The organism is Ureibacillus sp. 179-F W5.1 NHS (assembly GCF_045369345.1).
GTDB lineage: Bacteria > Bacillota > Bacilli > Bacillales_A > Planococcaceae > Ureibacillus > Ureibacillus halotolerans.
The window spans coordinates 18,855-34,060 of sequence record NZ_JBIQFG010000035.1; the positions used below are offsets into that span (position 1 = coordinate 18,855).

General features: G+C 36.0%; 16 protein-coding genes. 2 read left to right on the plus strand and 14 right to left on the minus strand.

Translation table 11 applies throughout. The features are described 5' to 3' along the window. Window positions 1-17: 17 nt before the first annotated feature. The gene (locus ACH0B5_RS13820; protein WP_406927974.1) at window positions 18-962 is read right to left on the minus strand and encodes a DHH family phosphoesterase; all 945 of its coding nucleotides are present in this window, start codon (window positions 960-962) and stop codon (window positions 18-20) included. A 124-nt stretch (window positions 963-1,086) separates the two neighbouring features. On the opposite strand from ACH0B5_RS13820, the gene ACH0B5_RS13825 reads away from it, so the two are divergent. Further along, the gene (locus ACH0B5_RS13825; protein ID WP_122971108.1) at window positions 1,087-1,392 is read left to right on the plus strand and encodes a YtpI family protein; all 306 of its coding nucleotides are present in this window, start codon (window positions 1,087-1,089) and stop codon (window positions 1,390-1,392) included. A 51-nt stretch (window positions 1,393-1,443) separates the two neighbouring features. Here ACH0B5_RS13825 and ACH0B5_RS13830 read toward each other — a convergent pair whose 3' ends face one another. After that, complete coding sequence (locus tag ACH0B5_RS13830) at window positions 1,444-2,751, minus strand: DRTGG domain-containing protein (RefSeq protein ID WP_122971107.1); 1,308 nt, start codon at window positions 2,749-2,751, stop codon at window positions 1,444-1,446. A gap of 170 nt (window positions 2,752-2,921) precedes the next feature. Then, window positions 2,922-3,602 carry a metal-dependent hydrolase gene (locus tag ACH0B5_RS13835; protein ID WP_341362464.1) on the minus strand — a complete coding sequence of 227 codons (681 nt, stop codon included), beginning with the start codon at window positions 3,600-3,602 and terminating at the stop codon, window positions 2,922-2,924. A 183-nt stretch (window positions 3,603-3,785) separates the two neighbouring features. Between ACH0B5_RS13835 and ACH0B5_RS13840 the strand changes: the two genes are divergently transcribed. Next, window positions 3,786-4,877, plus strand: coding sequence for a M24 family metallopeptidase (locus ACH0B5_RS13840; RefSeq protein WP_122971105.1), 1,092 nt, complete (start codon window positions 3,786-3,788; stop codon window positions 4,875-4,877). A gap of 65 nt (window positions 4,878-4,942) precedes the next feature. On the opposite strand, the gene ACH0B5_RS13845 is transcribed toward ACH0B5_RS13840, so the two are convergent. The 11 genes from ACH0B5_RS13845 to sppA form a co-directional block, all read right to left on the minus strand. Next, window positions 4,943-5,686 carry an ABC transporter ATP-binding protein gene (locus tag ACH0B5_RS13845; RefSeq protein WP_406927975.1) on the minus strand — a complete coding sequence of 248 codons (744 nt, stop codon included), beginning with the start codon at window positions 5,684-5,686 and terminating at the stop codon, window positions 4,943-4,945. Beyond that, complete coding sequence (locus tag ACH0B5_RS13850) at window positions 5,679-6,452, minus strand: ABC transporter ATP-binding protein (protein WP_406927976.1); 774 nt, start codon at window positions 6,450-6,452, stop codon at window positions 5,679-5,681. Before ACH0B5_RS13850 ends, ACH0B5_RS13845 begins: the two co-directional genes overlap by 8 nt. Next, window positions 6,452-7,405, minus strand: a complete 954-nt coding sequence (locus ACH0B5_RS13855) for a branched-chain amino acid ABC transporter permease (RefSeq protein WP_406927977.1) — start codon at window positions 7,403-7,405, stop codon at window positions 6,452-6,454. Before ACH0B5_RS13855 ends, ACH0B5_RS13850 begins: the two co-directional genes overlap by 1 nt. Window positions 7,406-7,409: 4 nt before the next feature. Next, the gene (locus ACH0B5_RS13860) at window positions 7,410-8,291 is read right to left on the minus strand and encodes a branched-chain amino acid ABC transporter permease (protein ID WP_122971101.1); all 882 of its coding nucleotides are present in this window, start codon (window positions 8,289-8,291) and stop codon (window positions 7,410-7,412) included. Window positions 8,292-8,397: 106 nt separating this feature from the next. After that, window positions 8,398-9,552 (minus strand): ABC transporter substrate-binding protein, encoded by a 1,155-nt coding sequence (locus tag ACH0B5_RS13865; protein WP_406927978.1) that lies wholly within the window; start codon window positions 9,550-9,552, stop codon window positions 8,398-8,400. Window positions 9,553-9,732: 180 nt separating this feature from the next. Further along, the gene (gene ald / locus ACH0B5_RS13870) at window positions 9,733-10,848 is read right to left on the minus strand and encodes an alanine dehydrogenase (RefSeq protein ID WP_122971099.1); all 1,116 of its coding nucleotides are present in this window, start codon (window positions 10,846-10,848) and stop codon (window positions 9,733-9,735) included. A gap of 424 nt (window positions 10,849-11,272) precedes the next feature. Further along, window positions 11,273-11,644 (minus strand): IS3 family transposase, encoded by a 372-nt coding sequence (locus ACH0B5_RS13875; RefSeq protein WP_406927979.1) that lies wholly within the window; start codon window positions 11,642-11,644, stop codon window positions 11,273-11,275. 101 nt (window positions 11,645-11,745) lie between these two features. Beyond that, complete coding sequence (locus ACH0B5_RS13880; protein WP_122971097.1) at window positions 11,746-12,675, minus strand: class I SAM-dependent methyltransferase; 930 nt, start codon at window positions 12,673-12,675, stop codon at window positions 11,746-11,748. A 126-nt stretch (window positions 12,676-12,801) separates the two neighbouring features. Beyond that, window positions 12,802-13,305: a thiol peroxidase gene (gene tpx / locus ACH0B5_RS13885; protein ID WP_406927980.1), complete on the minus strand. Its 504-nt coding sequence runs from the start codon at window positions 13,303-13,305 to the stop codon at window positions 12,802-12,804. Window positions 13,306-13,432: 127 nt separating this feature from the next. After that, complete coding sequence (locus tag ACH0B5_RS13890) at window positions 13,433-14,029, minus strand: RDD family protein (protein WP_406927981.1); 597 nt, start codon at window positions 14,027-14,029, stop codon at window positions 13,433-13,435. A gap of 14 nt (window positions 14,030-14,043) precedes the next feature. After that, the gene (sppA, locus tag ACH0B5_RS13895; protein WP_122971094.1) at window positions 14,044-15,054 is read right to left on the minus strand and encodes a signal peptide peptidase SppA; all 1,011 of its coding nucleotides are present in this window, start codon (window positions 15,052-15,054) and stop codon (window positions 14,044-14,046) included. Window positions 15,055-15,206: the final 152 nt, after the last annotated feature.

Genomic DNA, 15,206 nt, shown 5'->3' on the forward strand with positions numbered 1-15,206 from the left:
ACTTCATCCCTCCTATATTAGTTATAATTTTGACAAAGCACTTTTAAATCTTCAATTAATCGTTCCGCTTCTTCCCATGAGTACACGGTTGCACCAGATGCTAACGGATGGCCACCGCCATTATACTTCTTCGCCAACTCATTAATAATAGGACCCTTTGAACGTAATCTTACTCGAATTTGATTCTCTTCTTCTACGAATATAACCCATGCACAAACACCTTTAATATTGCTTAAAGAACCGACTAACAAGGAAGTATCAGAAGCAGTGACGTTGAATTTATGTAAAAGATCCTTCGATAATTTAATCGAACAAGCCCCGTTTTCATCCATTACAAAGTTTTCATACATATAGCCTTGAAGATGTAATAGATTAGGTTCTTTTTCGTACATTCCATTAAACACTTCATTGCGATCAAAATTATACTTAATTAACTGACCTGCAATTTCAAAAGTACGGACGGATGCACTCGGATATAAAAAGCGACCAGTATCACCTACGATACCTGCAAAAATTAGTCGAGCAGCATTATCTGACATTTCCCAACCTTTAGATGCTTGTCCTTCAACGAATAATTCATAAATCATTTCACTGCAAGAGCTGGCATTGGTATCAACCCATAATAAATCACCGTAAGCATCGTCGTTTGGATGGTGATCGATTTTAATTAAAAAATCGCCCTTTGTATAGCGGGCATCATCAATACGATCTGTATTAGCTGTATCTGTTACAATCACTAATGCATTTTCAAATACATCGTCACTAATGCTATCTGGTGTATCTAAAAAAGTTAAGGATCGGTCATGCTCACCAATTGCATAAACCGTTTTATTTGAATAGTTCTTTTCTAGCAATCTTTTTAAACCCATTTGAGACCCGTATGCATCTGGGTCTGGACGAACATGTCTATGAATGATAATTGTATCATATTGTTCAATTTTGTCGATGATTTGTAATTTCAAGCGGATTTCCCCCTATAGCTACTATTTTTTGTTGGTTGTGTTAGCTTTTTTAATAAAAAATCGTTACAATAATGAAGGCACTACATACATATAGCAATTGTTGCACCTTAATGGGAGGTTAAAAATGTTAAACTATATTTTTGTATTTTTTATCGTTGTATCCTTTGTAGCTTATTTTTATTATAAAACGAGACAATTTCGTTCCACATTACCGATTCGTAAAAAATGGTACAAAGCAAAAGCTGGCGTTGCCCTAGGACTCTTTATCATGGTATTCGGCTTAAATACTTGTATCATTTATCCTACCCTCGTTGGATTTATGATTGCAGCCGTATTCATCCTAGTTGGATTTATGGAAGCATTTGCAAGCTACAAACGAGTTCGCCACGAAGGACAATTCGTAAAAGAAGAATACGAATTAAACAAATAAGTAAAAGGAAGCAATATACAAATCGGTGTATATTGCTTTTTTATTGAATGATTAACGCTCTAATAGTTGGAACATCATCATCGCTTTTCCAACTAAAGTCGTTTCATGGAAAACATCGAAGTCCATTTTTACGAATTTACGACTCATATCTAAAATATGAGGAATAACCGTTAATACGCTTTCCATTTGAACCGGTTTAATAAAGTAAATGGTCATATTTTCTGCCACTGCATCTCCACGTTTTCTCCGTTTCAACGCAAAGGCTCCAACTTCTGAAAGTAATGTCGTAAAGGCACCGTAAGAAATCGCACCAAATTGGTTCGTCATTTGTGGGGTTACTGTAAATTCTACGACCACATCTTCTTCGCCCATTACTTTCATTTCACTTTTAACTAAATCATCAATTGTTTCACCATGTTGTGGTTGTCTTTGGGCATGCTGTAACGCCTTTAATACATCTTGACGACTAATGACTCCTTGCAAAATACCGTCTTCATTTACAATAGGTAATAAGTCAATACCTTCCCAAATCATTCGATGTCCTGCCGAAGCAACACTCGTTTTCATTGAACCGGAAATTGGATTTTTCGTCATCACTTTATCGACCGTTTCATATTCCGATTTTCCAATAACATCCTTCACTGTAATCATACCGACTAATTTGTTAGCATTCGTAACGACAGGGAATGCACCGTGGGTTGTTTGTAAATTCAATTTGTGGAAATCTGCTATTGTATCGGTAATTTTTAACGAAGCAGTTTCTTCAATCGGCACATAAATGTCTTCAATTAATAAAATATCCTTTTTAATTAATTGGTCATAAATAGCCCGATTGATCATCGTTGCTACAGTAAACGTATCATAACTGGACGAAATAATTGGCAGTTCTAATTCATCTGCCAATCGCTTATTATTTTCCGTTGTATCAAAGCCACCTGTTATTAATACTGCTGCTCCAGCCTTAAGGGCATTTTCATGGGCTTTGAATCGGTTCCCTACAATTAAAAGATTTCCTGCATCTGTGTATCTCATCATATCTTCTAATTGCATAGCGCCAATGACAAATTTATTAAGGGTTTTATGCAATCCTGCTCTACCACCTAATACTTGTCCGTCTACGATGTTTACGATTTCAGCGAAGGTTAGACGTTCGATATTTTCCTTTTTCTTCTTTTCAATTCGAATCGTCCCAACCCGTTCAATGGAACTAACTAATCGACGATTTTCCGCCTCTTTTATTGCGCGATAAGCTGTACCTTCACTTACTTGCATTTCCTTCGCGATTTGGCGTACAGAAATTTTGTCACCAACGGGTAACGATTCGATATATTGTAATATTTTCTCATGTTTTGTAGACACTACGATCACCTATTCCCATCTATCTTTCCTTGCCAATAGTGTATCATATTTCAATTATGTATAGAAAAAAAGAAAGTAGCCTATTCCAGTTTGATTTACATACAAACTTTCCATTACCTTTCGCTACTTTCTTTTATAACTTCCATTTCTATTCGATTTATATCGGAAAATTATAATTCTACTTTTTCACCTGGATTTAAAATTTGAACTTTACTATTTTTTACTAAATCAGCAAAGTGCTTTGGATCCTGTTGAATGACCGGGAACGTATTGTAATGAATTGGGACTACTGATTTTGGATTTAGCAACGATACAGCATAAGCAGCATCTTCAGGCCCCATTGTAAAGTTATCACCAATCGGTAAAAAGGCTACATCAATCTCGTTACGATCTCCAATTAACTTCATATCACCAAAAAGGGCTGTATCGCCAGCATGGTAAATTGTGAATCCTTCAGCATAAAATAAAATTCCTGATGGCATACCTGTATAAATAATTTCATTGTTTTCCGTTACATACGATGAACCATGGAAAGCTTGTGTAAATTTCACTTTCCCAAACTCAAATTGATAAGAACCACCAATATGCATTGCATGCGTATTGACCCCTTGCCAAGATAAATAATCGGCAAGCTCATTCGGTGCTACAACTAGGGCATTATTTGCCTTCGCCAGCTCAACTGTATCACCTACATGATCGTTATGACCGTGGGTTAATAAAATAACATCCGGTTTTTCTTCCTCTACTTTTAAATCTGTCGAACCGTTTCCACGAATAAAAGGATCAATTAAAATATTCGTATCATTTGTTTTAATTTTAACTACTGAATGTCCATGATAAGATAATTCCATTATTTATCCTCCTAAAATATGATGTTCAATTTTACTTATTCCGCTTTTATAAGCTTTTTTCCTTCTTTTTGCTATACTATATAAAAGTGTTAAAATATGAATTATTCGTATTTATTGTACCCCGTTCAAGCTAACGGTGCAAAACAATGGATATATCTTTTTGAAATCTTGAGGAGGGTTTTTATGAATAAATTAAATCAACTACAAAATTATTTAAAAGAAAATGAATACGATGCAGCTTTTATTACAACACCAGATAACGTTTTTTACTTTTCCCATTTTAAAAGCAATCCCCACGAACGTTTATTAGGGGTGATGGTTTTTAAAGATGCGGAACCTTTCTTAATCTGTCCTAAAATGGAAGCACCTGATGCGAAAGCTTCTGGTTGGAATGGAGAAATAATTGGCCATCTGGATACAGACAACCCTTGGGAGTTACTTGCACAGGCAGTACAATCTCGCGGAGTCCAAATGACAACGATGGCAATCGAAAAATCCCATTTAACAGTTGAGCGTTTAGAAGCCCTTCAACAAATATATCCACAAGCAAACTTTGTTCGTCTTGACGATCAAATTAACCAATATCGTGTTATTAAAGATGAAGTGGAAATTGAAAAATTACGAAAAGCGGCAAGTTTAGCTGACTATGCCATTGAAGTAGGCTGTAAAGAAATTGCTGAAGGTAAAACGGAAATGGAAATTTTAACGGCTATTGAAAATGCGATTAAAGAAAAGGGTTGTTCGATGTCCTTTGAAACGATGGTACTTTCCGGTCCTAAAACAGCATCTCCCCACGGTACACCAGGAGATCGAAAAATTCAAAAAGGCGATATGATTTTATTTGACTTAGGTGTGATTTATGATGGCTATTGCTCAGATATTACGCGTACTGTTGCCTTTGGAGAACCGTCAGAAGCACAAAAGGAAATATACAATGCAGTACGCCAAGCAAATGAAGGAGCTATTGCAGCAGTAAAACCTGGTGTTCGAGCTATGGATTTAGATAAAATCGCCCGCGATACAATTAGCGATGCCGGTTACGGTGAATATTTCACCCACCGTTTAGGACATGGTCTTGGGATTTCTGTTCACGAATTCCCATCTGTGACAGGAACGAATGAAATGGAACTTTCTCCTGGTATGGTCTTTACAATTGAACCAGGCATTTATAAAGCCGATGTGACAGGTGTACGTATTGAAGATGATGTCGTTGTGACTGAAAACGGCGTTGAAGTTTTAACGAAATTCACAAAAGAATTAGTTGTTTTATCATAACTAATTGTTAAAAAGTTAAAAGGTGATGCGAAAATTTTTTCGCATCACCTTTTCCTGTAAAAAATCTATATCCCCTGATCTTGCAATTGTTCTTGATCTTTTATTGATTTTCTTCCTAAATAGGCCTCTACAATTCGAGAATCAGCTAATAAATCTGATGATTTCCCTTCAATGATGATTTTCCCCGTTTCCATAACGTAGCCAAAATCAGCAATTTTTAAAGCCTGTTTTGCATTTTGTTCCACAAGAAGCACCGTCGTTCCCGCTTCTTTTATTTCTTTAATAATCGTGAAAATTTCCGACACGATTAGTGGTGCTAATCCCATGGACGGTTCATCGAGTAAAAGTAATTTAGGTTTAGATAATAATGCTCGAGCGATGGCTAACATTTGTTGTTGTCCACCAGAAAGGGTACCGGCTAGTTGAGTTTGCCTTTCAAACAAAATAGGGAAACGTTGCATAACGTTATCAATGTCTTCTTTTACCCCTTTGTCCTTTCGATGAAAAGCCCCCATCTCTAAATTTTCTAATACTGTCATTGAAGATAAAATGGCACGTCCTTCAGGCACAAGGGCGATTCCTTTACGGAGTAACTGATCTGGCCTTAATCCCGTTACATTTTCTCCTAAAAATTCGATCGTCCCTTTTTTTGGCTTTAGAATTCCGGCTATCGTTTTCATCGTCGTCGATTTTCCCGCACCGTTTGCTCCAAGCAACGTAATAATTTGACCTTCAGGTACTTCTAAATCAATACCTTTTAGAGCTTGAATCTGTCCATAATAGGTTTGGACGTTCGTTAATTTAAGCAATATCTACATCCTCCTCTCGACCGAGGTAGGCTTCAATAACTGCTTCGTTGTTTTGAATTTCATATGGAGTACCTTCAGCTAGTTTCTCTCCAAAATTTAACACCGTTATCCGATCACAAAGCTTCATAACAAGTGGCATATCATGTTCAATTATTAATACGGTGATTCCTTTTGATTGTATAAGTTTGATTAAATCATACAAACTATCCGTTTCCTTTTCATTCATCCCAGCTGCCGGTTCATCTAATAATAATAATTTCGGATTACTCGCCATCGCCCTAGCAATTTCAAGTCTTCTTTGCTGACCGTAGGCAAGATTCTCCGCCAATGTATCTTTATGCTCCAATAATCCAACTAAATCTAAAAGCTCCTCCGCTTTTTCAGTAAGTGCTTTCTCCTCCCTCTTTTGCTTTTTTGTTCGGAAAACACTACTAAATACGCCAGATGTGCTCCTACAATGACCACCGACCATCACATTTTTCAAAGCGGACATTTGGGAAAAGAGGCGAATATTTTGGTACGTTCGGCATATTCCTTGTTCCGTAATCTTATAAGATTTTAAACCGGTAATATTGGCGTCATTAAAAACAATTTGACCTGAAGTTGGTTCAAAAATATTCGTAATTAAATTAAACATCGTCGTTTTTCCAGCACCGTTCGGGCCTATTAAACCATAAATTTCCCCTTCTTGAATTTGAAAGGAAACATCTTTTAAAGCGTGAATACCACCAAAGTTTTTTGATACGTTCCGTATTTCAAGAACCATTAACGGACCCCTCCTTTAGAACGTTTCAACCTTTTGAACTTACTTAATAATTGAATATCTAAAATTCCTTGAGGGCGAACGGCCATTAATATAACTAACATAATTCCGTAAATAATATATCGATATTCGCTTACAAAGCGTAATACTTCTGGTATTAACGTTAAAAAGATTGCACCGAATATCGAACCAATAATTACTTCACTACCTCCGAAGACAGTGAAAATTAAAATTTCAACAGCCCGATGGTAGGAAAAATCGGAAGGAGAAATATATCCCATTACATGGGCAAACAATGCACCCGCTAACCCAGCTAAAAAGGCACCTTGGGAAAAGGAAAGAACTTTAAAGTAAGTAATATTTATCCCCATAGATTCCGCAGCCTTTTCATCCATTTGGATTGATGAGAAGGATCGACCTACACGGGAATTTTGTTGGCGAAAAACAAACCAGATCGTTGCAGTGACTAAAATAAACAAGATGACAAACACCATTAAATAAACAAATTGATTATTCCTTAACCCGAACATAGCAGGCTGAATACCGAAATCCCGTGCCAAGTTTAATAATTCCCTTCCCATTTGGGGAATACCGGTTAATCCAATCGATCCTTTCGTAAGGGATTCCCAGTTAACAAAAATGACTCGAATAACCTCTCCAAGACCTAAAGTAGCTATCGCTAAATAAACACCTGATAATCTTAAAGATGGAATTCCGATAATAATGCCAAGACATCCCGCTACACTAGCACCTATTAAAATACCAACAAAAATAGGTAAATCGAAATGAATCGTTAACAATGCCGACGTATAAGCACCGACACCCATAAATCCTGCGCTACCTAATGATAATTGCCCTGAAGATAATGGGACGTACACACTAATGGCAAGAAGAATATTGATTAATATAAATGAAGCAATTTGTAAATAATATGGATTAATAAAATCAGCTAACATACACTCACCTGCCCTCTACTATCTTTGATCCGAATATACCTTGTGGTCTTAATAAAAGAATGACGATGATCATGATAAATGCGATGGCATCCCGGTAACCCGAATCACCATATGCTACGAGGAATGTTTCCGATAATCCTAAAATTAATCCTCCCACCATGGCACCTTTGACATTTCCCATTCCACCTAAAATGATGATGGCAAGACCTTTCAAACCGATAGCTAATCCCATTTGTGGGCTGACAGAGTTAAACGCCATTCCAACTAATATTCCTGCTATGCCTCCCATTGCAGAGGCGATGATGACCGTTAACGTAATGATTTTCTTTGTATCTACACCTAGAATACTAGCTGTTTCTAAATTTTCAGCTGTTGCCCGTAACGCTTTACCTGCTTTTGTTTTGGATAACCATATCGATAAGCCGATCATTAAAATAATCGAAATAACGAAAATGACAATTTGAACGATATAAATCGTTATAGAACCAATTTCAATACTCATTTCCGCAAACTCTGTACGAAAAGGCTTATTACCTGCCCCAAATAGATGATGGGATAAGTTTTCAAGCAATATGGAAACACCAATCGTACTTATTAAAGGAGCCAAATGGGATACCCCTCTTTTTCCCCTTAAAGGTCGTAAAGTAAAAGTTTCTAATAAGTAACCTAAAATTGCTGTTACGACAATCGATGCAACAAAGGCTAACCATAATGGCCAACCTAAAACACCTGTCGTCATCACTCCTACAAAGGCACCGACCATAAAAATTTCCCCATGGGCCATATTAATAATACCTAAAACGCCAAAAACAAGCGTAAACCCTAGGGCAACGATTGCATAGATGCTGCCCAAAGTTATTCCGTTAATAAATTGTTCTAAAAGCAAAATCATCATCCTTTAAAGTCATTTTTTTATTTCGATTGGCAAAAATGAAATTTATTTTTTTACATAAAGATGAATCATTTTCATTTCCACTTATTTAAAGGTGCAATTATTGGAATTCAACAAATTTTCCGTCTTTTATTTCAACAACTTTAACGTCCATAACAACGTCACCTATTTCATCGAATGAAAAATTTCCTAACAATCCTTCAAAATTTTTCGTTTCTGCTAAAGCTTCATGGAACAGTTCTCGATCTGCTTCACCAGCTCTTTTTAAAGCATCTGCATAAATATATAATGCGTCATAAGATTGAGCAGCAAATTGGTCAGGCAGCTTTCCATAGGCTTCTTCATATTTTTTGTTGAATTCAACTACTTTTGGATCTTCAGACTCTCCAAACCACGGCGTAGCAACGATTAAACCGTTTGCTGCATCTCCAGCAATTTCAAGTACTTGAGGGGAGTTAAAGCCATTGCCACCAACAAACGGTACATCGATCCCCATTTTACGTGCTTGGTCCATAATGACAGCCCCTTCGTTATATAATGCAGAGGCTAAAATTAAATCTGGATTTGCATTTTTAATTTTTGTTAGTTGTGCATTATAATCGCTTTGTCCTTTTTGGAACGTTTCAATCGTTAATATTTCCAATCCCATTTCTTCAGCTGTCTTTTTCATTGTATCGAAGCCCGATTTAGTCAAAACATCGTCATTACCATAAATAAGTGCCACTTTTTTCGCACCTGTTCTTTCAACGGCTTTTTCCATCGCCGTTGGAATAGCTAATGCTTCTGGGATAGAGTTTCGGAACACATAATCACCAATTTCCGGTATACCTTCCGCCGTAGTGGAAGTACCCATTATCGATATGCCGTTCAAATCTGCTTCAGGAGCTACTGCAAAAAATTCTGTACTTAATGTAGGACCTATAATGGCAAGAATCTCTTCATCATTCATTAATTTTTGAGCAGCAGAAAGGGCTTGCTCCGCTTCCCCAGCAGAATCTTCAATTACTAAATCTATGTTAACTTCCCCTTGTTCATTAATTTCACTTTGGGCTAATTTTAAACCTTCTGTAATGGCTTCTCCATAAGCTGCACCAGCACCAGTTAAATAGGAGACTACCCCAATTTTTGCTTGAATTGTGCCACCATTACTATTCGTTGAGCCTTCTTCACCTGCGCTTGACCCACCACATGCCGTAAGTAAACATAACATCAATACGAGCATAAGAGTAAACGACTTTTGAAATATCCCCTTCATTTGAATTCCCCCAATATTTTATTTTTAGTAGAGCAATTCTATTAAATTACATTTTTATGGAAAAGTAAATGATAAATTTCGAAATAGTTAATATTTTCTGATAAATATACCATTCCATAAAAAAAGCCACTTGTTAGTTTTTTCTAACAAGTAGCTTGTTATTTATTTTATAAGCTTCCCTTAAATAAGTAAAGAATCGACAGGTACATAATCACGACCTTGGTCTTCAGCAACTGCTTTATAAACAACGTGACCTTCTAATGTATTTAACCCTTTTTTCAACGCTTCATTTTCAATACATGCTTGTTTATAGCCTTTGTTCGCAATTTGTAACGCGTAAGGTACTGTATTATTTGTAAGGGCAATGGTTGATGTACGTGGTACAGCACCAGGCATATTCGCAACTGCATAATGAACAACATCATGTTTAATGTAAGTTGGATTATCATGAGTCGTTACTCGATCTGTTGTTTCAAAGCTACCCCCTTGGTCAATTGCAATATCTACAATGACAGATCCTGGACGCATGCTTTTTACCATTTGCTCAGTAACTAGTTTTGGTGCTTTTGCCCCTGGGATTAAAACCGAACCAATAACTAAATCTGAATCTTTAACTGATTCTGCAATGTTGTACGGATTAGACATTAACGTTTGAACAGAAGAACCAAAAATATCTTCCAGTTGACGTAATCTCTCTGGGTTTAAATCTAAAATTGTTACATCGGCACCCATACCAACTGCGATACGAGCAGCATTTGTACCGGCCATACCTCCGCCTACAATTGTAACTTTACCGCGCGGAACACCAGATACTCCTCCTAAAAGAATACCTTTTCCACCATTCATTTTTTCTAAAAATTGCGCCCCAATTTGTACAGACATTTTACCTGCCACTTCACTCATTGGTGTAAGAAGTGGTAAAGATCTATTTGGTAATTGAACCGTTTCATAAGCTATTCCAACTACTTTATTGTCTAATAAAGCTTGTGTTAACTCAAGTTCCGGTGCTAAATGTAAATACGTAAATAAAATTAACCCCTCATGGAAATATGAATACTCGCTTGGAATTGGTTCTTTTACTTTCATCACCATTTCTTGTGCCCATGCTTCTTGAGCTGAACTAACAATTGTTGCACCAGCAGCAACATAATCTTCATCTGTAAAGGATGAACCTAAACCAGCACCCGTTTCAATAAAAACTTCATGTCCAGCACTGATTAATGTAACAACTCCAGCAGGTGTCATTGCAACACGGTTTTCATTGTTTTTTATTTCCTTTGGTACTCCAATTTTCATAGCTGATTCCTCTCCCCGTTGTGAACTTATGTATTCAAATAATTGAATTTATATACATAATAACAATTTTCCAGCTAATATGTAAGATACTATTTTGAAGTTAACTAAAAAATATTTTTCTAATAATAAAAAATTAGGAAAAAGTAGTTTTTTTCTTAAAAAATTAAGATTTTTTATCTCTAAAAACTTTTTTTCATTTCCTTTTGAATCTAACGGAACACGTTAACAACTAAAATTCTTCTGTAAATGATTTATTAAAACTTTACTATTTTTACTACAGAATCTTAAATTTTTCATACATCATTTTATGTATCATAAGCCTATAAATTTAGACAATAATCCTTTCGTGGCAGTAAAATATAAAAAGCCATTACCTTTACAGTAATGTGGACTTACCCCTGTCAAGTAGACAACTTTAAAAAGACTAAGCAGCCATCTGGTGTCGATATTCTATCGGTGCCAGGTGGTTGAGTCTTTTTTGGAATCGTTGGAAGTTATAAAAGTAAATATATTGTTCAACAGCTTGTCTAATTTCTCCTTCTACATTTTTAAAATGGACACGTTTGCCTTTTAACGGATTCTTCACACCCTTTGCCCCTGAACCTGTAGATGGAAGACGGTTAAATGCTTCAATCGATTCTACTTCTTTAAATTTCTTCACCCAAGCCTTTACCTGCGAAACATTGCGAATCTCGTATCTGTCCGCAATTTTTTGCATACTCTCTTCCCCGTTTAGATAGGCCTGTACGATTTCCAATTTCAGTTCATTTGAATACGTATTATTTTTTCTCGACATAGAAAAATCCCCTTTAAGTAAAATGTTATCTACAGCGTACTGTAGTTTTTTTAACATTATCTACTTAAAGGGATAATATTATAATGACTTTTCAATTCTTTTTATTTATTTTCTTTCCACATTTGAACTTTTTCAAAAAACATCGATAACGCTTCTTTATTGGACATAGCTGGCACTTTTGCTAGCAACACTTCACGGGGAGCTCTTAATTCTTTACTTTGTTTTTGTAAAATAAGAATGCTTTTTTCATGGGCTTTTGAAGCAAATAAATTTTCTGGTAGTTGAATGACCGCCTGAATCCAAGCATGTTTTTTCAAATATTTTTGTAATTGCTTCGCTTGATTTGATTCGAATAAATTAGCAGGGATTAAGAAAAATAAATAACCACCATCTTTTGTATAGTTAATCGACTGTTCTATAAATAAATGATGGGCATAGCTCATCTCATCATGGGCACATAACTCATAATCTAATGCCACTTCCTCATTCGGATAATATCCTACTGGAAGGTCACATATAACCGCATCAACTGGATCGACTAACATCTTTTGTAATGCATCTTGATGATAAAGTAAAACCGGTTGTTCGAGTAACTCAGCTGTATCCGCTGCTAAACGGATTAATAATTCATCTACCTCGATTCCTGTTGCTGATACTTTATCATTTAACAAATTCATCACAGTAAAAAGTAAGTTACCTGTACCGACGGCCGGATCCAACATAGAAATCGGGTTATTTTTTAGTTGGTCTTCGAAAAACTGCTCTACAAAATAACCAACTAGAAGCCCTAATGTGTCAGGTGTCATTTGATGATTTGGTTGAGAAGTTTTTCGCATCCCTTTTAAAATAGCGATTTGAACGGCTTTTCGTACTTCTTCTTTCGTTGCCTCTTTGCCAATCCAAGATTCTTTTTCATCAAGTACATCTTCAAGGGCTTGCAAAACACCATCTAAAAAGGACATACCTTCATCTTTTTCATACTTCTCTGCTTTATCATTAATGAATGAAAATATTTGCTCAAACTTTTCCATAATAAACTCCTTTTGAAATGAACAACCCACTCAAAGTTTGAGTGGGTATACATTAACCATACTAAATTATAGACAATAGCCTATTAATCATTCTATCTTACCTTATGAAAGCAAGAAACGAAACCATTAAATTAATGCTTTAACAGCTTCAATCGCTGCCTCATAATTCGGATGGCTTGTACCTTCTGGAACATACTCAACATATGTTACAGTACCTTCTTTGTCGATTACAAATACAGCACGAGCTAATAAACGAAGTTCCTTCATATAAACACCGTATGCTTCACCAAAAGATAAATCTTTATGGTCAGAAACCGTATGCACTGCATCGATTCCAGCTCCTGCACACCAACGTTTTTGAGCAAATGGTAAGTCTACAGAAACTGTGTAAAATGCCACATCTCCACCTAAACTTGCTACTTCTTCATTAAAACGACGAGTTTCAGCATCACAAACTCCTGTGTCTAAAGATGGTACAGACGCGATTAATCGTACTTTCCCTTCAGAGTCTTTAAGAGTCACTGGTGATAAATCATTTGCTAATACTGTAAAATCAGGTGCTTTATCACCTACTTTTACCTCATTTCCTACTAATGTTACTGGGTTGTTTTTAAATGTTATTTGTGCCATTTTTAAGTCCCCTCCTTTATATTACGTAAATAATCTTACTAAACCTATTTCCCTCTTTGCAAATAACTTACCTTACAAATTTTTACGGAAAAAACCATCCGAACTTTTTTGTTCAGATGGTTTTTCTTTAGCCTATTGGTGAAATGGAATTTTCTCCATCGAATTTATCCTTTGGGGCGATTTCTTGAATGATTTCTTTTTTGCGTTTAATAAATACCTTTTCCTGTACAACAACCGTATCCGCAATAATATCATTTAGTCCTTTATTACTAGGCATAAAGGCAACCATAATGTAAATGATAGGCAGTTTATTACTAATAAAGCGACCGACTACTTCTCTAAATAAAACGGTTAACCATCCTAATTTTTCCTCATGTAAAGACTTCACCTTTAAGCCAAATATCATTTTTCCAATGGTTTGCTGCCAATATTTTGTGGTCAACACAAAATACGCATAATAAAACAGCCCCGAAATGATTGTCATAGGTGAATACCATCTTTCTTCTGAAAAACTCCAGTCAAAAAAATGGAATATTGGATTTACAACAATTCCTACAATAGCACTGACAATTAAAAAATCCACAATAAAAGCCCAAAGACGCATCCAAAATCCTGCCGTCTTCTCTTCAATTTGTTCGATTACTTTCGTTTGTTTAATCATAGTAGGTACGGCTTCGTTTTTAGGAAGAGAAACATTTGAGTCGTTCTTTTCAAATTCTGACATCTATAAACTCCTCCTTAATATTCACCGTATAAATACATCATTCGTGGACCACCATTGGAAGTCATAAACTTAGTTAAAAATTGTTCTTCAGGTGAAGGGCCGAATAATGAACTAATTTTTACGCCAAGTAACGAAGTAAGGTCACCAAAACTGGATTCATACTCAAAAAGTTCCGCATTTTCTAGACCATAGTCTGCACGGATAGCCGCAATTGTATCTTCAAGTCCTCCAATTTCATCAACTAGACCTGCTTCAATCGCTTGTGATCCTCCTAAAATACGTCCATCAGCTACTTTTTTAACATCCGCTTCGGACATACCTCTTCCTTGTTCAATAACATCTACAAAAGCTTCATAGGATTCGTTAATCATTTCTTGAACCATCGCCTTTTCTTCTTCTGTAGTTGGCCGTGTTCCACCAAACATATCTTTATGTTCGCCAGATTTAATTGTTTCAAACTCAATTCCTAATTTGTTCGCTAGCTCTGAAAAATTATAACTTTGCATAATAACACCGATTGATCCTGTAATAGTCTCACTATGGGCAAAGATTTTATCAGCAGGTGCAGAAATATAGTAGCCTCCAGAAGCTGCGTAAGATCCCATCGAAACATAAATAGGGATATTTCGTTGTTCTTTAATTTCTACTAACTTTTCATGGATATCAGCTGATTCGATTACGCCTCCACCAGGTGAATTAACGTACAATACAACCGCTTTTACACTTTCGTCATACAAAATATTTTCTAATTGGGATAAGAAATTTTGATGATCATATTCAAGTGTTGTCCATGGGGAACTTGTACCAACATCTTGAATTGTTCCATCAACAGATAAAAGTGCAATTCGTTCACCATAATCGCCTGGCTCGATAACAGTTTCAACCACCGTTTGTTCTGTGCTCATTACATCATTAAAACTCGAAAAGAAATCTGTTTTGAATATGGAAATAACCGTATTCAACCCTATGGAACCGACTAATAAAACGACTGCGGCTCCTAAAGCAAGCCATCTTTTTGTATTCATTTTGCTACTCCTCCTCCATCCATACATACGTATTTACAATCCAATTGTTTCAAAAAATTTTAATTTTATCAAATTAAATAAATATCCGCCTGTAAAACAGGCGGTTTTAGTAACGCCCTATAAGGGCTCCTTACTAACTGCCCCTAAAGGGG